The sequence below is a fragment of the Cyanobium usitatum str. Tous genome (assembly GCF_003011885.1).
Classification (GTDB): domain Bacteria; phylum Cyanobacteriota; class Cyanobacteriia; order PCC-6307; family Cyanobiaceae; genus Cyanobium_A; species Cyanobium_A usitatum.
This window is the reverse complement of sequence record NZ_PXXO01000014.1, coordinates 1-17,306: the sequence shown is the minus strand read 5'-3', so window position 1 is coordinate 17,306 and position 17,306 is coordinate 1. Positions and strand designations below refer to the sequence as shown.

General features: G+C 60.2%; 15 protein-coding genes and 1 tRNA gene. 6 read left to right on the top strand and 10 right to left on the bottom strand.

Annotated features, from left to right (window positions below; all coding sequences use genetic code 11):
- Nucleotides 1-67: 67 nt before the first annotated feature.
- Both C7K55_RS11175 and C7K55_RS11170 read right to left on the bottom strand, forming a co-directional pair.
- Nucleotides 68-2,755 carry a DUF4347 domain-containing protein gene (locus C7K55_RS11175; protein ID WP_127432020.1) on the bottom strand — a complete coding sequence of 896 codons (2,688 nt, stop codon included), beginning with the start codon at nt 2,753-2,755 and terminating at the stop codon, nt 68-70.
- A gap of 586 nt (nt 2,756-3,341) precedes the next feature.
- Nucleotides 3,342-4,334, bottom strand: a complete 993-nt coding sequence (locus C7K55_RS11170; protein ID WP_161956165.1) for an FUSC family protein — start codon at nt 4,332-4,334, stop codon at nt 3,342-3,344.
- A gap of 300 nt (nt 4,335-4,634) precedes the next feature.
- Here C7K55_RS11170 and C7K55_RS11165 point away from each other — a divergent pair, with 300 nt between their 5' ends.
- A complete protein-coding gene (locus tag C7K55_RS11165) occupies nt 4,635-6,164 on the top strand; it encodes an MFS transporter (protein ID WP_106632854.1) in 1,530 nt (509 codons plus the stop codon).
- Here C7K55_RS11165 and C7K55_RS11160 read toward each other — a convergent pair.
- The 5 genes from C7K55_RS11160 to minD form a co-directional block, all read right to left on the bottom strand.
- Nucleotides 6,161-7,453, bottom strand: a complete 1,293-nt coding sequence (locus tag C7K55_RS11160) for a DUF2252 domain-containing protein (RefSeq protein WP_161956164.1) — start codon at nt 7,451-7,453, stop codon at nt 6,161-6,163. The two genes, C7K55_RS11165 and C7K55_RS11160, sit on opposite strands and share 4 nt — an antisense overlap.
- A 603-nt stretch (nt 7,454-8,056) precedes the next feature.
- Nucleotides 8,057-8,128: transfer RNA gene (locus tag C7K55_RS11155), tRNA-Thr, on the bottom strand.
- Nucleotides 8,129-8,162: 34 nt separating this feature from the next.
- On the bottom strand, nt 8,163-8,375 hold the full coding sequence (locus C7K55_RS11150; RefSeq protein ID WP_106632809.1) for a response regulator transcription factor: 213 nt from the start codon (nt 8,373-8,375) through the stop codon (nt 8,163-8,165).
- Nucleotides 8,376-8,414: 39 nt separating this feature from the next.
- Complete coding sequence (minE, locus tag C7K55_RS11145; RefSeq protein ID WP_106632808.1) at nt 8,415-8,729, bottom strand: cell division topological specificity factor MinE; 315 nt, start codon at nt 8,727-8,729, stop codon at nt 8,415-8,417.
- Nucleotides 8,730-8,734: 5 nt separating this feature from the next.
- A complete protein-coding gene (gene minD / locus C7K55_RS11140) occupies nt 8,735-9,553 on the bottom strand; it encodes a septum site-determining protein MinD (RefSeq protein ID WP_106632807.1) in 819 nt (272 codons plus the stop codon).
- A gap of 115 nt (nt 9,554-9,668) precedes the next feature.
- On the opposite strand from minD, the gene C7K55_RS11135 reads away from it, so the two are divergent.
- The 3 genes from C7K55_RS11135 to C7K55_RS11125 are packed head-to-tail and all read left to right on the top strand — an operon-like array spanning nt 9,669 to nt 11,828.
- Nucleotides 9,669-10,685 carry a phospholipase D-like domain-containing protein gene (locus tag C7K55_RS11135; protein ID WP_106632806.1) on the top strand — a complete coding sequence of 339 codons (1,017 nt, stop codon included), beginning with the start codon at nt 9,669-9,671 and terminating at the stop codon, nt 10,683-10,685.
- Nucleotides 10,678-11,229 carry a chromate transporter gene (locus C7K55_RS11130; protein WP_241518338.1) on the top strand — a complete coding sequence of 184 codons (552 nt, stop codon included), beginning with the start codon at nt 10,678-10,680 and terminating at the stop codon, nt 11,227-11,229. Before C7K55_RS11135 ends, C7K55_RS11130 begins: the two co-directional genes overlap by 8 nt.
- Nucleotides 11,226-11,828 (top strand): chromate transporter, encoded by a 603-nt coding sequence (locus C7K55_RS11125; RefSeq protein ID WP_106632805.1) that lies wholly within the window; start codon nt 11,226-11,228, stop codon nt 11,826-11,828. Before C7K55_RS11130 ends, C7K55_RS11125 begins: the two co-directional genes overlap by 4 nt.
- On the opposite strand, the gene C7K55_RS11120 is transcribed toward C7K55_RS11125, so the two are convergent.
- Genes C7K55_RS11120 through ctpZ form a run of 3 tightly spaced genes read right to left on the bottom strand, consistent with a single transcriptional unit; the run spans nt 11,818 to nt 15,023 of the window.
- A complete protein-coding gene (locus C7K55_RS11120) occupies nt 11,818-12,495 on the bottom strand; it encodes a septum site-determining protein MinC (protein ID WP_241518337.1) in 678 nt (225 codons plus the stop codon). The two genes, C7K55_RS11125 and C7K55_RS11120, sit on opposite strands and share 11 nt — an antisense overlap.
- 57 nt (nt 12,496-12,552) lie before the next feature.
- Nucleotides 12,553-13,794: an HD domain-containing protein gene (locus C7K55_RS11115; protein WP_106632803.1), complete on the bottom strand. Its 1,242-nt coding sequence runs from the start codon at nt 13,792-13,794 to the stop codon at nt 12,553-12,555.
- A gap of 2 nt (nt 13,795-13,796) precedes the next feature.
- Nucleotides 13,797-15,023 carry a carboxyl-terminal processing protease CtpZ gene (ctpZ, locus tag C7K55_RS11110; RefSeq protein WP_241518336.1) on the bottom strand — a complete coding sequence of 409 codons (1,227 nt, stop codon included), beginning with the start codon at nt 15,021-15,023 and terminating at the stop codon, nt 13,797-13,799.
- Between the two features lie 101 nt (nt 15,024-15,124).
- On the opposite strand from ctpZ, the gene petB reads away from it, so the two are divergent.
- Together petB and petD are read left to right on the top strand one after the other, a co-directional pair.
- Nucleotides 15,125-15,808 (top strand): cytochrome b6, encoded by a 684-nt coding sequence (petB, locus tag C7K55_RS11105; RefSeq protein WP_106632802.1) that lies wholly within the window; start codon nt 15,125-15,127, stop codon nt 15,806-15,808.
- 88 nt (nt 15,809-15,896) lie between these two features.
- Nucleotides 15,897-16,379, top strand: a complete 483-nt coding sequence (gene petD, locus C7K55_RS11100) for a cytochrome b6-f complex subunit IV (RefSeq protein ID WP_106632801.1) — start codon at nt 15,897-15,899, stop codon at nt 16,377-16,379.
- The last annotated feature ends 927 nt before the right edge of the window (nt 16,380-17,306 follow it).

The following is a 17,306-nucleotide window of genomic DNA, read 5'->3' as shown; positions in this document are numbered from 1 at the left end:
ATTATTCTTTGCATTGCTGCCAGCGTCAAACTCTTTTATCCAGGCAATTGGCCAATCAGGTACTAGCTTATGTGATCTGAAATTGACTGGAACTCATGGCCAAGCCTTGAGAAACGTTAGCAAAGAGCACCGATTTCGCAGAACCAATGCCATCGGGATCATAGAATAGATTACCCTTTGTTGATTCATAACGGATACGCTGGTCAATACTTGTGAAGACTGCACCAAGGACGAACGCATTGGACGCAAGCTCACCTGTCTCCCTGATTGCAGTAAATAGACCAGAACCAGTATTTTCCAGCTGGAATATATCCCCCTCGGCAATATTGAAATCGGTAATGCTATCAACGTTAGTGCTCCCAAGGGCCGTATCGAAGCGGAAAGTATCTGCTCCCAAATCGCCGGTCAAAACGTCGATACCAAGGCCCCCGCTTAGAGTATCACTGCCACCTTTGCCAGTGATGATGTCATTACCAGCTAAGCCCGTAAAACGGTTGTCATTGTCATCGCCATTATACGAGATGGCAAATTTTTGCTTATTTGAAGCCAGATAAAATATATCCTGATTTGAGGCCGTAACGCCCAAGCGAGTTTGTGTAGAATCTGTCAAGCTGACGGCATTTTTGCCGAGCCCGACGATTCCGTTGGATCTATATGCAGTGGAAACGGCAAGCAGCTTGCCGGTGACTGTAGTAACGGAGCTGGCGTCAACATTTCCAGTTGTTAGAGCATCAAGTGCTGTCAGGTCGTCAGCAGCAATCGATCCGGTGTCCGTGAGAGTCAAAGTCCCGCTGTAACCAGTGATGCCGGTCAGGGCACGGGTGATATCAACTGCGGAGCCTTTGAGGGAAACGGAATAATTGTTCAGGGTGATGGCGCCAGTGGTGGCGTCATTGATCGCTTTGAGCTGGCTGAGTGAGTGGGCAGTGTTGAGGATGACAGCTTCATTGCCGAGGCCAGAGATGCCATTGCCAGCGACGACCTTGGCGGCATAGACGGCAGCGACATCGGTTGCCGTGCCGGTGATGGTGGTAATTGATTTGGCATCGACCGTACCAGAGGTGGCAGCGTTGATGTTTTTGAGATCAGCTGCGTCTGCGTTCATGCCGATAATGACGACGACTTCATTCCCAAGGCCCAAGATGCCATTGCCAGAGAGGACCTTGGCTGCATAGACGGCAGCGACATCGGTTGCCGTGCCGGTGATGGTGGTAATGGATCTGGCCTCGATCGTGCCAGTGGTGGCAGCGTTGATGTTTTTGAGATCAGCTGCGGCTGCGTTCATGCCGATAACAGCGACGACTTCATTCCCGAGGCCCAAGATGCCATTGCCAGAGACGACCTTGGCGGCATAGACGGCAGCGACATCGGTTGCCGAGCCGGTGATGGTTTTAATAGATTTGGCATCAACCTCACCAGTGGTTAGACCATCAAGTGCCGTCAGGTCGTCAGCAGCAATCGATCCGGTGTCCGTGAGAGTCAAAGCCCCGCTGTAACCAGTGATGCCGGTCAGGGCACCGGCGATATCAACTGCGGAGCCGTTGAGGGAAACGGAATAATTGTCCAGGGTGATGGCGCCAGTGGTGGCGTCATTGATCGCTTTGAGCTGGCTGAGTGAGTGGGCATTGTTGAGGATGACAGCTTCATCGCCGAGGCCAGAGATGCCATTGCCAGAGACGACCTTTGCGGCATAGACGGCAGCGACATCGGTTGCCGTGCCGGTGATGGTGTTAATAGCGGTGGCATCGATGGTGCCAGCGGTTAGATCATCAAGTGCCGTTAGGTCGTCAGCAGCAATCGATCCGGTGTCCGTGAGGGTGACTGCTTTGTCGCCCAGACCAGATATTTGATTTGATTCATAGGCACCCGTTACCGCAGCCAGGGTGCCGGTGATGGTGTTAATAGCGGTGGCATCGATGGTGCCAGTGGTGGCAGCATCGATATTTTGGAGATCAGCTGCAGCTGCGTCATTACCGATAATGATGACGACTTCATTGCCGAGGCCAGAGATGCCATTGCCAGAGACGACCTTTGCGGCATAGACAGCAGCGACATCGGTTGACGTGCCGGTGATGGAGGTAATAGCGGTGGCATCGATCGTGCCAGCGGTTAGACCATCAAGTGCCGTCAGGTCGGCAGCAGGAATCGATCCGGTGTCCGTGAGATCTAGGAAGATATGCTGATGTCCATTGAAATTGTTGCCACTTGAATCCTCGAGGGAAGACCTAAAGGAAGGATCCGAGACGAATGCATTTATTTCAGCTGCCGAATACAGGGAGATAGATGATAACGGCGTCTCGAGGCAATGGTTCCAAGAGAGCTGTGCAAAACGGCTGAAAGGAACTACTGTACTTATTGCTCCGCAAAGATTCCAGCTACCTCCGTTTCCCGCGTGCCCGACTACTCCCTTGCTTGCTGCAACCCTGCCTCCAGTGTATTGAGCTAATAGTTGCAAAAACTCTTGATCGGCTCCAATTTGGCAAGCAAACAGGTCAACGACCTCCAAGTTCCAACTGCTCACCACGTCCACTTGCTCCCTAAGTACAGCGGCCGTGATTGGTTGGGCTCCGATAAGAGCAACTCCTGGCCTGCCGTGGCACAGCAGCTGCAAGCGACGTGCCCCGGTTGCCGATAGGGCCTCAGCGATCCTGCTAATAGCGTCAGCATCGCGATCGACTTGCACCGCAACTACGTCTTCGGCTAACCCGTCGAACAGCAAATCGAGGTCAGGCAGCCCAGCGTCGTAGACGAGCAAAGCTGGCAGCGAGGTCGAAGAACCAGTCACAGTAGATAGGCCTATTAGGTTTTAGCACGATAGCCCAAGGAAGCCCAGCAACTCATGGCCAATCAGCATCTCATGGCTTTTCGATTTTAAAATACTTTAAAATCCAGATTATTTACAATCCAATAGTCGCGCAGCCCAAGACTGCGACCAAGGCGAGGAATAGCGGGTAGCGAGATGTTCCGGTCTTTCTAGATAGTCACATCAGCAAAGGCGAGTAAACCAGCCCAAGTGCGACTTTACGACAGGCAATCTACCGGATTCATCAGGGTTTTTGTACACCGCAAATTGGCGTAGCGTCACCTCCAACCTGGAGGCCGATGAAGCCCTCCTCAACGCAGAGCTGGGCTGAGATTGGGGCCGCACGGATCAAAACTGAACCCACCTGACGGTCTGCCATGGCCCTGCCTACCAGAGCAAGAAGCTTGGGGCCCGGCTGGACCGGAAGGAAGTCCTGGGGTTTCTGTGCACCGCCCCAAGCGCCACGTTCTCTCCTTCCGCGGAGATGCCACCTCCTCGGACAGCCGTCACGGGCCTGGCGAACTCCCTTATGGAGCGTTCAACGTCCCTCTCCGCCGTGGACTGCCCGAAAGCGCTGCTCAATCGGGTGGGCGAGGGCCATCACGCCCAGGCTGATGGCGATGCTGATGGCACAGGCAAGCAGACGTTTGTCGGCCATCAGCGGCAGGTCGCTTGCATTGCTGTTGAACAACACGATCGTGGCCGTGAGAACGGCCACCATCAGGGCTGGATGGCCTTTGCGGGCGGCGATCGCAGCGGTGATCGCCGCCAGGGCGATGGCCGGCACCTGAGGGGACACGGTGTGGTGCAGGGCCGGGGCCACGAGGATCACCAGCCCAACGCCCGCAAGGGTTCCCATGGAGCGGTGCAGAGCGACCCTCCAGGCATCCCGCACGAACGGACGCAGCACAAGGAATGGCGTGAGGATCAACCACAGCCCATTGATGTGCCAGTCGTGCTGCAGGGCGAACGGGGTGGTGATCAAGGTGGTGGCCGCCAGCAGCGAGCCATAGGCCAGGGCGCGGCGCCAGCTGTGCGCCACCGCAAATGCTCCTGGGGTGTCTGCCCCATCAGGGAGGGGCAACAGCTTGCTGAGCAGCAGGGTGGTGAGGCTGCCTGAGGCGAGCACGCCGAGCACCAGCCTGGCCAGGTCGCTGGTTGTGGCAGTTGCTGCCAGCGGGCTGTTGGTGATCAGCAGGCAGAGGCTCACCACCATCAGCCAGTAGACCGGCTGCAGCTGCCAACGGGCGCTCAGGCCCAGAGCGAGGGCTGTGAGCGTCATCACGACGGTGCCCGCGGCCGGATCGCCCTGGCTCAGCACGGCCGGGATGGTGAGCAGCGCCAGGCTGCCAACGCCCAGCAGGGCCTGACGCCAGCCCAGCTTGATGCCGATCACCAGGGTGGCCAGGTTCGCCAGGCTGAGCAGGCCCACGGCCCGCTCGATGCCAAGCCCGCGGGCGATCTGCTCAGTAAGCACCAGGCAGAGCACCACCACAAGCACCAGCACCACGGGCCGAGTGCGCGATGTCATCCCAGGCGGCCTCATTCGTCAGGTGACCCAGTCAACTGCCCCACGGGTTAACCCATGCGGACTCCTAACAGGGTGCCCTAGCTGCGGTCGTCAAGCCGTGACGAGCATGGGAGGTGCCCCATTGGACCCGTTCCTCATGTGCCCCAAGGCGACCGTTGAGTCAGAGGTGCGCAGTTGCCCTGACGCTGCCCGCGAAGTTGATTTTTCAACGCATAATCGTGCGACTCTTGCGCTGAGGCGCACCTGGCCTCAGTGCCGGCTAAGCCGCTGCTGCTGATTACCACCTTTGTTGATCACCCCATGAGCGCTCAACCCACCAGAGCCCTGGCGGTGCCCTTCCTCGGCGTTCTGGCCAGCTTGCAACTGATCGACCCGAGCGTGGCCAACACAGCCTTGGTGAAGGCCGGCCAAGCACTTGAGATGCAGGGCGCCACATTGGCCCTAGCTGCCAGCATCTCCACCCTGGCTCAGGCGGCCACCGTGTTGCTGATGGGCTTCCTCGGCGATCGCCTGGAGCGTCGTCAGGTGTTGATGGCCGCCTTGCTGATGCTGATTGCCGGCGATGGGATCGCCATGGCGGCGCCCCATGCGGGCCTGTTTCTGTTGGGCCGTGCCATCGCGGGCATCGCCGTTGGTGCTGTGCTCGTGCTGTCCTTTGCAGCCGTGGGCGCCGTAAGCCGTCCCGACCAGCTGGGCAAGGCTTTGGGCGTGTGGCACCTCTGCACCATCACTGCCTTTATCGCCGCCTCGCTCATGGGTGGCCTGTTGGCCAACAGCAGCTGGCGCCTGGCCCTCGGCCTGGTGCCCCTGCTGGCGCTGTTGTGTCTGCCGTGGCTGCCGCTGCTGTTGCCGCAGATGCCCGCCAACGCCAAGCTCAAGCCCGATTGGCCAGGGCTAATCAGCATCGCGGGAGCGATGGTGCTCTTTTTGAGTGGCGTAAGTCACGCCATCAAGGGTTTCAGCTCGCCCCAGTTCCTGGTGCCCACCCTCTCTGGGGTGGTGCTGTTCGGCTTGCATCTGCTGATCGAGCGCGGCCGTCAGGTGCCGATCTTCCCGTTTGCGCTGTACCGCCGTGGTTGCTTCGCTGCGGCGATCGTGAGCGGCATCGCCGGGAATTTCGCCTGGGCCGTGGTGCAGCTGCAAACGAGCAATTTCTGGCAGCTGGTGCAGCACTTCAGCACCGCTCAGGTGGCCCTGGCCCAGCTCCCCCTGCTCGTTTGTTGTGCCGTTGGCGCTGTGCCGGCCGGCCGGCTGATGCGTGCCGGTCGCCGCACCACCCAGTTGATGGCTGGTGGCACCGTGTCTCTTGTGCTCGGGCTGCTGTGGTTTGCCGCGATCCGCGCCGACAGCACCTACAGCTCCCTGGTGATGCCGATGGTGCTGGTGGGCAGTGGTCTGGCCTTCATGATCGTTCCCCAGGCGACGTTGTTCGTCCAGGAGGCTCCGCTGGGCTCGCTCGGCCCCGTCACGGCCTTTCGCACCACGACTGGGCAATTTGGATTCGCCTTGGGTTTCGCAGCAAGTGGCGCGATGGTGGACGGCTTCGGTTCCGCCAACCTGCATCAACAGGTGCTGAAGCTGGGCTCCACAACCGTTTGGAGTTCTGAACTCGAAGCCAAGGTGCGGGCGGCCCTAGGCAGCGGCATGCTGAGCCACGCCAAAGGCTTACCGGCGCCGGCCATCCAGCTGATGAGCGACACCTACGCCAGTGGCCTGGGGGGCACCATGCTTGTTGCAGCCCTGCTGGTGGGATTGCTCGGCGCGATCAGCCTGGTGTTGCTGGTGATCGGCCACCAGCAGCGGCGCGTTGAGCAGGGGGCTCGGGCCTAGGGCGTCTCTGCCCCGGGTTCATGGCCTTGGATGATGGCTCCCACAAAGGAGGCATGGTCTGCCTCGGCCAGATCCGCATGGAGGATCGCCTGCTCCAGAACGCCCTCGGCAAAACGCTTCGGGTCATCAATGTGAACCGCTATGGCTCGCCGATCACCGCCTCTGGCGTGGGCCTTGGCCAGGGTCCAGCCGCAGAGCCGGCCGTAATCCTTGAGGCCGTCGGCATCCAGCTGGGCCACATCCACCGAAGCCTTCCAATCGCGGAAATGGCGCACATAGATGTGATCACCTGCGGGGTTGGTGCCCCAACCCAGAAAGGCATCACTGGCGGTTTGCAGCAACCGCTGCCCCTCCACCACCCGCTGCCCTTGATGCTCCGGTGCAGGCAGATTCACATACGGTGCCAGCACGGAGGGTTCAGCCTGCTTGCCCTGAAGCACTAGGACGTCCTCAGGGTGCTGGCCCACGAACAGGTTGATGCCGCAGCGGGTGCCGATGGAACCCACGCCCACCGCCTTAAGGGCGGAATCTTTGTGCTGATAGTGGCCCATCAAGTGCTGCATGGTCGAGGCCATCGAGCCCATGTAGCTGCGCAGGCCGTTCTGCGACCAGTCATGCCAGTCCATGCCCGCCAGCCAGGCTTGATCGAGGGCATCAAAGCGCCAGATCAGTGGCGGCTGATGGCGAAAGCGCAGTTCACCATTGCCATCGGGCTCGCACAATTTGCGCACCGCCTGGCGACTATCCCGTTGCAGGGCGGCCGCCGTCACCTTTTTCAGGTGACCGCGAAAGTTGGCACTGGCGCGCTCGTCGATCAGGCGCTCCAGCGGCAGCTGGGCAACCCACATCGGGATCTGAGGCATGGCAGCAAACTCAGCCATCGCCTCGCCATAGGCGCGCACCGTGCGGCGGCAAACCCTGCTCTGCTGCTTCTCGCTCAGCCCCAGGCTGCGGGCCGCCAACACGAAACTGGCAGCCAGCCGCTGCACATCCCACTCGAACGGGCCGGGGTGGGTTTCATCGAAGTCGTTGATGCCGAACAGCAATTGCCGTTCGGGGGAGCCGTAGAAGCCGAAGTTGAGCAGATGGGCATCGCCGCAGAGCTGCACCATCAGGCCCGAGTGGGGCTGGCGACCGAGGTCGGCTGCCATCACGATGGCGGCGCCGCGGAAGAACGCGAAGGGGCTCTCCGCCATGCGGCGCCTTCGTTCGGGGAGCAGCCAGGGCAGACGGGTGGCCTCCTGTTGCCGGAGAAGCTTGAGCGGATCCAAGCGAACACTGGAGTTCATCGTTGGCCTCTCCCCGCCAGGGCTTGGGATCAGCATCGCAGAGCACAAGGTGAGGCAATGGACGAGCTGCGAGCCTCTCGGCCTGACCTCAGGTGCTGGATTTATGTGCTCTCCCATTGGTGCGTTGAACGGGCGAGCAAGCCAAGGCCTTAGGCCAGACCCCCGAGCCGGAGCGGATCTCAGGGCCGGAGCACCGTCACCTGCGTGGGTTGATCGAGAGTCATCACCTTGATCGCCCCACCATCCAGCCGCAGAGATTGCTGTAATCCTTGAGGCCGATGTAGTTTACCAGGTTTTTCTGATCGGCCGCAACGATTAATGACCTTGAAGATTTTGAGGAGTGGGACTATCTGGATATCGATGTCCTGCGTCCTGCCCGATTCATCAGGGACTCATTCCTCAAGGCGAGCACCTCACTCGGAGTTGTTCTCCGTTGGTGCCTAGGCGGGAGTGTGGTTGGTTGGTGCCCTGCAGAGTCTTGATCTAGGCAAGTTGTTAATCAACCCATTAATCAACCCACTATCAAGCGACGGGGCTCCTCCGGCAGTCCCCGATCCCCAAGACCCGTTGCACCTCCCCCCTCGCAACTGATCTGAACCTAAAAGCCGGCTAACGGATTTGAACCGATGGCCTTCGCTTTACAAAAGCGCTGCTCTACCACTGAGCTAAGCCGGCAATGGAAGTCGCTTGGCGGCTTCCTGTTCTGAGCTTATCGCTCACCCAGCGCCCAGAGCAGCAGCTGGGTGCGGCTTTGGCAGCCGGTTTTGGCCAGCAGGCTAGACATATGACTTTCGACCGTGCGCCTGCTGAGAATTAAGGCGGCGGCAATTGCCTTGTTGCTGTAGCCCCGTTCCAGTTGCTCGAGCACACGCCGCTCTGCGGCGGATAGTTCTGAATGCTCGAAGGCGGTTGAACAGGGCATGGCATTGGGGCGGCATCTCCTCAGAGTTCCCACACCGTCTCAGGAACTGAGCTCGTTCTCCAGGGTTGGCTCAGGGATAGGGGCGGGAGCCGGCAGCTTGGCCCGCCGAATCGGCAGGTTGGCTACGAGGGCCGTGACTCGGTCCTCCGTTTCCAGGGTCACATCCCCTTCCTCAAAGTCGATTTCCACATAACGACTCACAACCTCAAGGATTTCGCGGCGCATTTGTTGCAGCAGCTCGGGATTGAGGTCGCTGCGGTCGTGGGCGAGCACCAACTGCAGTCGCTGCTTAGCCGTGTTGGCACTGGCGGGCTGCCGCCCCAACAGTTTGTTGATCACATCAAGCAAGGTCATCGGCTTCAGAAGATCCTGGTTTGCATCAGTCGCCCGATCGTGGCGCGCAAGCCTTGGCGCTCTTTGCTCGGATCGATCAGCGGCACCTCTTCACCCTGCAGGCGGCGGGCCACATTGGTGTAGGCGCGGCCAGCAGGTGAACTATTGCCCGTGAGGGTGAGGGGCTCACCGCGGTTGGTGCTCACTATCACCTGTTCGTCTTCCAGCACGAGTCCAAGTAGGGGCAGGGCCAGGATGTCGGTGACATCGCTGACGGCCAGCATCTCCTGATTTGCCATCATTTTGGGCCGCACCCGGTTCAGCACCAGCTGGATTGGCTTTACGCCTTCACTGTTGAGCAGGCCAATCACCCGGTCGGCATCTCGCACGGCCGAAACCTCCGGTGTTGTGACCACGATTGCTTCGCGTGCAGCCGCCATGGCGTTCTTGAAGCCGCCCTCAATGCCCGCCGGCGCATCGATTAAAACGTAATCGAATTGCTCGCCGAGCATGGCAGCGATCATGCGCATGTCGTCGGGCTGGAGCCACTCGAGCATCCGTGGATTGCCAGCGGGAAGCAGGGCCAGATTTGGCTCCTGCTTATGTTTCACCAATGCTTGCTCGAGGCGACAGGTTTCGGCCAGCACCTCCTGGGCTGTGTAAACGATCCTGTTTTCTAGGCCGAGCAACAAGTCGAGGTTGCGTAGGCCGAAGTCGGCATCGAGCACGGCGGTGCGAGCCCCTTGCTTGGCAAGGGCTATGCCGAGGTTGGCGGTGAGGGTGGTTTTGCCCACGCCTCCTTTGCCGGAGCAGATCAGGATGTAGCGGGTAGACGTGGCTGCCACGGCACAGGCTGGATTGAGGGCAGGTTAAGGCCAAAACCTTGAGTTGCAGGTATTGGGGCTGGCATTGCTACTGGCGGCAGCTGCTCTAAAAGGGGTGTTCAGGCTCTGAGAAGGGATGACCCAAACCCCAGGTGGGCCTAACCATCTGCACCATCACCAGCAGCTGCTGGTGATGCCCGATGACGGCGCAGTGGCTGTGGTGGCTTTGATCGACTCTGCCCAAGAGACACTTCGGATCAAGCAGTTCAAGTTGCAGTCGGAGACCATTGAGCAGGCCTTGATCCGGGCTCAGCAGCGTGGCGTGCTGGTGCGGGTGATGCTCAATCCGCACACCTCCGGCGGTGACCGTTGGAATGATGAGGCCCATGACCGCCTCGATGCCTGCGGCATTCAGGTGGCCTGGACCAGCGAAGCCTTTCCAGTCACCCATGAGAAGTCGCTGGTGGTCGATTCCACCTGCGTGCTAATTGCCACCTTTAACCTCAGCGACAAATACTTCACTGAGACCCGTGACTACGGGGTCGTCAGTTATGCAGTGCCTGTGGTGGAGCAGGTGATCGCTTGCTTTGAGGCCGACTGGAACCGCAGCTTTTTCCATCCCGATCTCACTGTGGGCCTGGTGTGGAGCAGCGTTCACAGCCGCGGCCAGATGGCCAGGATCATTGATATGGCGCTCGAAAGCCTTTGGATTCAGCACCCAAAATTTGTGGATGCGGTGATTTTGGAGAGAATAATTTCGGCCCGGGAGCGCGGCGTGAAGGTGCGCTTCCTCTGTGGTGGCAAGCACGGCATCTCCGACTGGGACATCTACGACACATTCTCTTCGCTGCGGGTAATGGAGCGCTTTGGTGTGAAGGTGCGGCGGCAGAAGCATCTAAAACTGCACGCCAAGTTGCTTTTGGTTGACGGTGCCTACGCCCAGACCGGTTCCATGAACATCGATCGCAGTGCCTTTGATCTGCGGCGCGAGCTTGGCATCGAATCCGATGCCCCCGAGGTGGTGGAGAGGCTGCGCAGCACCTTCCAGGCTGATTGGGATGCGGCAAAGAAATATCACGCTCCAGATCCCCTTGATCCCAGCCTGCACGAGGACGGCGAATTGCCACCAGATCCCCACTTCGTCCATGACTGAGCGGCGCCCCAGCCTTTCTGAGTTGTTCTGGGGGATGCTCCAGGTGGCGCTCTCGGCCTTTGGTGGTGGCCTGTCAGCCTGGAGCCAGCGGATTGTGGTCGAGCAGCGCCGTTGGATGTCCAACGAGCAATTCCTCACCGGACTCACGGTTGCCCGCCTTTTCCCCGGGCCAAACCAGATCAACATGGCCGTGTACATCGGCGCCGAGTTCCACGGTTTGCCAGGCGCTTTAGTAGCCCTGGCCGGCATGTTGCTGCTCCCCTTCAGCCTGTTGATGGGGCTGGGTTTGGCCTATTTCCATTTCCACACCATCCCCTCGGTAGATCGGGTGCTGGCCGGGGTGGTGGCTGCGGCAGCGGGGATGGCCCTTTCCATGGGTTTCAAGATTCTTGATCAGTATTGGAATGATCGGGTTGCTTTGTTGCTTGCTGTGGTGGTCTTTCTGGCACTCAGCTTGTTTGACCAGCGCTTGATTCCAGTGGTGTTGATCGCCGGTCCCTTGGCCATGGCTTGGTATTGGCCCCGCCGGCAGAGCAATCCATGAGTGGGCTGCTGGCCGCGGCGGTGGCGTGTGAGCCAGCTCGCCTCTCGGATTTGGGCACCTTGGTGCAGGTGCTGTGGCAGTTTTTATCGCTGTCGCTGTTTTCACTTGGCGGTGGCAACACCCTGCTGGCGGAATATCACCATTTGGCGGTGGCCCAGTTTTGCTGGCTCACTAATACCCAATTCGCCGATCTTTATGCCCTGGCGGAGGCGGCACCTGGTCCCAGCTCAATGTTGGTGGGTTTGCTTGGTCTCGGGGCCGGCTGGCGGGAGGGGCCTTTCTGGGCCCTGCTCTGCGCCTACGGCGCCGAAGCAGCGATCCTGTTGCCCTCTACCTTGCTGATGGTCATGGCCTGCCTTAGTTGGAAGCGCCTTGAACACTCCCCCTGGCGCGTGGCGTTTGAGCGAGGCCTAGGGCCAATAACCTTAGGAATTTTGTTTGCCGTGGGGCTCAAGATTCTGCGCACGGCTGACACCAATTGGGCTGGGGTGGTGGTGTCAGTGCTGGTTTGCGTGCTGATGTTGCGCACCCGCATTTCGCCGCTCTGGTTTATGGCGGTGGCCGGTGTACTGGGCGGTCTGGGTGTAATTAACCGCTAAGGGGCCAGACTGGTTGGGCCGGGTCTATTTGGATGGCGCCCGCCACTATCCGAGCTTCTTCGGCAAACCCGGCTGGGGGGGCGCCCTCGGGGCCCCTGGCCACCGCCCCGGCAATGCGCAGCTGCAGCGGTCGTAGTTGCAGGGCCACGATGCGGGCGAAGTTGTCGCCCTGGCAGCCGGCGTGGGCAACACCCCTCAATCGCCCCCACACCAGCACATGGCCTGCGGCTGAAATCCGTGCCCCTGGGTTTACGTCCCCAAGCAGCAGCACGCTGCCCGATGTTTCCAGATGGTCGCCGGAGCGCAGGGTGCCCTGATGCACTTGCAGGTCGGAATCTGGTTTGGCGGGGCTAGTAGGAGCGGCCGAATTAGGCCACTGGCTCAAGATTCCCAGCCCCGCAGCTGCTACGTGGGTGTGGGGCTGACTGCTGCAGATCGTCACCAGCTCAAGCCCCCGGCCGTTCAGGGTGCGCTGCAGCTCGCCAAGTTGGCTTAGGCCGATACGCCAGGCCCCAGCCTCGAGCAGCACCTGGCCCTCGATTGGCCGATTAGCCAGCAGGGCGCCGCTATCGATTGCTTGTTGCACCAGAGCGGGCAAAGGGGTCTGGCAAGAGGCGGGCAGCACTAGCCGGTGGCTGCCTCGCCCAGATTCGTCTGCAACCAACAAGGCTCCGCGAGCAGGCTCCAACTCCGTTCCCGGCCCTATCTCCATCCCCATTCTCCCTCAGCGCCCTAGCAATTGGCGCAACTTAGGTGCCACCTCACCGGGATGGATCAGCCAGGCCAGCTCGACTTCAACAGTGAGGCTTTGCACCAGGTTTGAGCGCTGCTCCAGGGCCTGTAGGTGCTCGCCATCCCAAAGGCGCAGCCCACCCTTATAGGGGTGATAACCGCGGCTCTGGCGCTGCTGTAGGCCGCAGCTCGTTTCGGCGCTCAGGCCCTCTGCTTCGCTTAACTGCCTCGCTGCAGCTAGGAGCTCCAGTCGCTGGGCGGGGCTGCAGTGACTCACATCCGTGGCCTTGAGTAGACGCCGCTCCAGCAGTCGACCGCAAGGATCCTGCAGTTCGGCCGGGCCCTCTTCCATCCAGCGCATCAGGTGGTAGCCAGTGCGGATGTCGTCGTTGGCAAGAAAAGACTCCAGATCGAGAGCTTCGCAGTGCCACAGCCAGCGGCCCATCACTTGGTCGGCCCAAACTCGCTTTGGCCCCAGGCGTCGGGCGGTGGCGATGGCCTGGTTGAGCAGCCAGTTGCACACCACGTTGAGCCGGTGGTTGTAGACGCTGCGATACATCAGGTTGCGCACCACCAGGTAGTGCTCCACGGCCATCAGGCCCTTTGGGGTGATCGCCAGCTGGCCATCGGGAGCCAAGGTGAAGGCGGCCAGGATCCGCTCGAGATCCAGCCGCCCGTAGGTAGTGCCCGTGCTGTAGCTATCGCGGACCAGGTAATCGAGCCGGTCGCAGTCCAGCTGGCTGCTCACTAGGGCCTTGATCGCCGGGCAGGGGTGGCGGCCGTGCTCTAGCAGGTCGGCCACGACGCTGGCCGTGCCGGGGGAGTGGGCTTCGAGGCGGTCGCGCAAGGCCGGATGCTCCCGGATTAGACGCCCCGACCAAGCCTCGTGGTGCAGCCCATACATCTCCTCGCCGGAGTGGCTCAGGGGAGCGTGGCCCACATCGTGCAGCAGCGCCGCGGCGTAGAGCACGGCTCGATGTTCCGCCAGTTCAAGGTGGTGACGCTCCAGCTGTTGCAGGGCTAGGCGGGCTAGGTGCAGCACCCCGAGGGAATGGGTGAAGCGGCTGGACTCGGCTCCATGGAAGGTCAGAAAGGCTGGGCCCAATTGACGTACTCGGCGCAAGCGCTGGAAGGGAGCGGAATCGATTAGGTCGATGGCCAGGGCTTCAGCTGGATCGGTGCGATCGAGTCGAATCGCTCCGTGCAGTGGATCGTGATACGTGCGCTCTCCCATATTCAGAGGGTCGCTTCAAGCCGGCTGGCCAGCAAGCGGCCCGCGGCATCAAGCCAGCCGTCACCCTCACCGCCGGGATCCAAGGGTTCGGGTTCGGGCAGCACTAGATCCGGTGCGATTCCCTGGTGCTGAATGTCCCTGCCACTGGGGGTGAGGTAACGGGCCACGGTTACGGCCAGGCCACTGGTGTCGCCCAGGGGTATCAGGGTCTGAATCAGCCCTTTGCCGAAGGTTTGAGCTCCCACCAGCTCACTGCGGCCATTGTCTTGAAGTGCTCCCGCAAGGATTTCGCTGGCACTAGCTGTGCCGCCGTTCACCAGGGTGAGCATCGGCCCGTCGAAGAGCATGCCGGGGTTGGCTTGTTGGGGCGAGCTGAGTCCATCACGGTCCTGGGTTTCCACGATGGGCTCGCCATTGAGCAGGTCGTCGGCCACGGCTAAGCCGGCGCTCACCAGCCCGCCGGAGTTGTTGCGCAGATCAAGAATCAGTCCCTCGATCGCCTTGCTGTTGAGATCGGCGAGGGCTTCCTGTACGTCCTGGGGCACCGGTTCAGAAAATTGGGTGATACGCAGGTAACCGAGGGTGTGCTCTCCCACCCGCAGCCGCTTGCTGCGCACCGGACGCAGCTCCACCTCCCGCCGTTCGAGCTCCACTTCGCGCGGCTGTCCTTGCATGTTGAGTTGCACCAGCACCCGGCTTCCGGCGGGGCCGCGCAGGGCGGCTGCGGTGCGTTCCAGCCCCAGCAGCCCAGTGTCCTGGCCATCTACCTGCAGTACCTCGGCGCCACTAGGGATAAGGGCTTCAGCGGCGGGGGAGCCGTCCAGGGGGGCGATCACAACGACTGCTTGGTCGTTACTGCGCAAGCCCAGCTGCAGTCCCACTCCGGTCACGGTGCCCTGAGTGTTGGAGCGGAGGGTGGCGTAGTCGGCAGGCCGCAAAAGACGGGTATAGGGATCCCCAAGGGGGGTGAGCATTGATTCGATGGCGTCGTAGGCATCGCCTGAGCTGTTGATTGGTTGCTCGAGCGCTTTTTGGCGCAGCCGCTTCCAATGCACCGTTTCAAAGCGGCCTGGATCCACGTAGCTCTGGTTCACTAAGCGCCATGCCTCAACCACCAGCTGCTGGGTATCGCTGAGGGCCAAGGCCGTCGCGCAGTTGGCTGCCAGCAGTGCCAAGCCCAGCACGGTGCCAAGCAAATGCTGCAGCAGTGTTGCCAAGCGGTTTTTCACGGCTGTTGCAAACGGTTTAGAAGGCGCTGGCCTAATGGGCGGGGCACTCACGAGCGGCTCGAGGTCATCGGTAGACTCTCGCAACCAAACCTCCCAGCTGCATGGCGAACACTCCTGCTGGAAACTCCGGACAGGCTTCGAACCCGGTTTACAACTGGTTCGACGAGCGCCTTGAGATCCAGTCGATTGCCGACGACATCTCGTCGAAATACGTGCCCCCCCACGTCAACATTTTTTACTGCCTGGGCGGCATCACCCTGGTGTGCTTCCTGATCCAGTTCGCCACTGGGTTTGCGATGACCTTCTATTACAAGCCAACGGTGGCCGAGGCCTATTCCTCTGTCCAGTACCTCATGACTGACGTCAGCTTTGGCTGGTTGATCAGGTCTGTGCACCGCTGGAGCGCCTCGATGATGGTGCTGATGCTGATCCTGCACGTCTTCCGCGTTTATCTCACCGGTGGTTTCAAGCGTCCTAGGGAGCTCACCTGGGTTACGGGCGTCACCATGGCGGTGATCACCGTTTCCTTCGGCGTTACCGGCTACTCCTTGCCTTGGGATCAACTCGGCTACTGGGCTGTCAAAATTGTTTCTGGAGTCCCCGCGGCTGTGCCGGTAATCGGAGATTTCATGGTTGAGCTTCTCCGCGGTGGAGAGAGCGTTGGTCAGTCCACCCTGACCCGCTTTTACAGCCTGCACACCTTCGTTATGCCTTGGCTGCTTGCCGTTTTCATGCTGATGCACTTCCTGATGATCCGGAAGCAGGGCATCTCTGGTCCCTTGTGACCTATTGATTCGGGGCCTCTCGCCTCCCGAATCTCACCCCTTAAGCTCCACACCATCACCACAAAGATCCCTGCTGCCGGCAGCTGCCATGCACATCCTTAAGAAGCCCGATCTCACCGATCCCAAGCTCCGCGCCAAGTTGGCGAAGGGCATGGGTCACAATTACTACGGTGAGCCAGCCTGGCCCAACGACCTCCTCTACATGTTCCCCGTGGTAATCCTCGGGACCATTGGCTGCATGGTTGGTCTGGCAGTCATGGATCCGGCCATGCTGGGCGACAAGGCTGATCCGTTTGCAACCCCGCTCGAGATCCTGCCTGAGTGGTACCTGTATCCGGTCTTCCAGATCCTCAGGGTCGTTCCTAACAAGCTTTTGGGCATTGCCCTGCAGACGATGATCCCCCTGGGCCTGATGCTGGTGCCCTTCATCGAGAGTTTCAACAAGTTTCAGAATCCTTTCCGCAGGCCCGTGGCCATGGCCACCTTCTTGTTCGGCACGGTGTTTGCGATTTATCTCGGCATTGGCGCAGCTATGCCGATCGACAAGTCACTCACCCTTGGTCTGTTCTGAGATTTAGGACCAAATCTGCATAGGCACTCTGTCTAGCTCCCCTCATTAAGCCGCGACTTTGGTCGCGGCTTTTTTTATGGCATGAATAGAGAGGCTCTTTCAGCTGCTTTGGCCCGTCCCTGGCAGAGCTCTGGGAGCTTCCCTGCCCCAGTGGCGTCCCCTATTGGTGCTCTTGGCGCATTTGGCGCTGAAAGGCCTGCAGCGGCGCCAGGGGGAAGGCGGCAAATGGAATGCACCTAAATGCCTGGCCGCAATGGTTTTGGCTTGAAGCGCTGTCGCGCTCGATACGGGTCCTTGCCAGAAGGGCATAGGAGGTGATATGTTTTTGGACTGCGCGCAAGGGGGAAGAACCCGAAGCGAGCAGGCTTACGACGAAGAAGGCGAGAGCCGACGGTGTTGTAGGTTTTCTGAGTCGCTGAGAGGCGACGTTCCGCCGAGAACTCCCGAGAGGGGGAGGAAGCGGAAGCACCTGGACAACTAAAAAGTTTAGGAACTGACGCTTTCACTGCGTCACGGACCAAGGGAGCCTGCACCGCCTGAGAGGGAGGGTGTTGGAGCTTTGGTTTTATTAGCTGAGAGATCAGCTAGTGACGGAAATAGCAGTGAAGGTGTGAGGTCCCGTCAAAAAAGAACAAGCGTGACGCGCCTGTTGGTTGGTTTTTGTTGCCTTCTCACGAGGGAACAGGAGCTGGTGTGCCGATGGGAGAGGCGAGCGCGACCGGATCTGGGATTCGGGAAAGTCAAGAGGAAAGAAATTTCTGAATGCACTCTTTGAAACCTTCTGTCAGAGGAAGGGGCTCCAACTGTGAGACCTGCGCCAGTGGGTTGAAGCGGGTGAGAAGCAATTCAGGTTGAGGCGAAAGCCGATAGGACGTGAACTACAACGGAGAGTTTGATCCTGGCTCAGGATGAACGCTGGCGGCGTGC

Excerpts from the sequence above, each read along its gene's own strand:
- C7K55_RS11115 (WP_106632803.1), bottom strand. The coding sequence starts at position 13,794 with ATGGGAGAGCGCACGTATCACGATCCACTGCACGGAGCGATTCGACTC.
- C7K55_RS11170 (WP_161956165.1), bottom strand. The coding sequence starts at position 4,334 with ATGACATCGCGCACTCGGCCCGTGGTGCTGGTGCTTGTGGTGGTGCTC.
- C7K55_RS11150 (WP_106632809.1), bottom strand. The coding sequence starts at position 8,375 with ATGCCCTGTTCAACCGCCTTCGAGCATTCAGAACTATCCGCCGCAGAG.
- C7K55_RS11160 (WP_161956164.1), bottom strand. The coding sequence starts at position 7,453 with ATGAACTCCAGTGTTCGCTTGGATCCGCTCAAGCTTCTCCGGCAACAG.
- C7K55_RS11135 (WP_106632806.1), top strand. The coding sequence starts at position 9,669 with ATGACCCAAACCCCAGGTGGGCCTAACCATCTGCACCATCACCAGCAG.
- petD (WP_106632801.1), top strand. The coding sequence starts at position 15,897 with ATGCACATCCTTAAGAAGCCCGATCTCACCGATCCCAAGCTCCGCGCC.
- C7K55_RS11130 (WP_241518338.1), top strand. The coding sequence starts at position 10,678 with ATGACTGAGCGGCGCCCCAGCCTTTCTGAGTTGTTCTGGGGGATGCTC.
- C7K55_RS11165 (WP_106632854.1), top strand. The coding sequence starts at position 4,635 with ATGAGCGCTCAACCCACCAGAGCCCTGGCGGTGCCCTTCCTCGGCGTT.
- petB (WP_106632802.1), top strand. The coding sequence starts at position 15,125 with ATGGCGAACACTCCTGCTGGAAACTCCGGACAGGCTTCGAACCCGGTT.
- C7K55_RS11125 (WP_106632805.1), top strand. The coding sequence starts at position 11,226 with ATGAGTGGGCTGCTGGCCGCGGCGGTGGCGTGTGAGCCAGCTCGCCTC.
- minE (WP_106632808.1), bottom strand. The coding sequence starts at position 8,729 with ATGACCTTGCTTGATGTGATCAACAAACTGTTGGGGCGGCAGCCCGCC.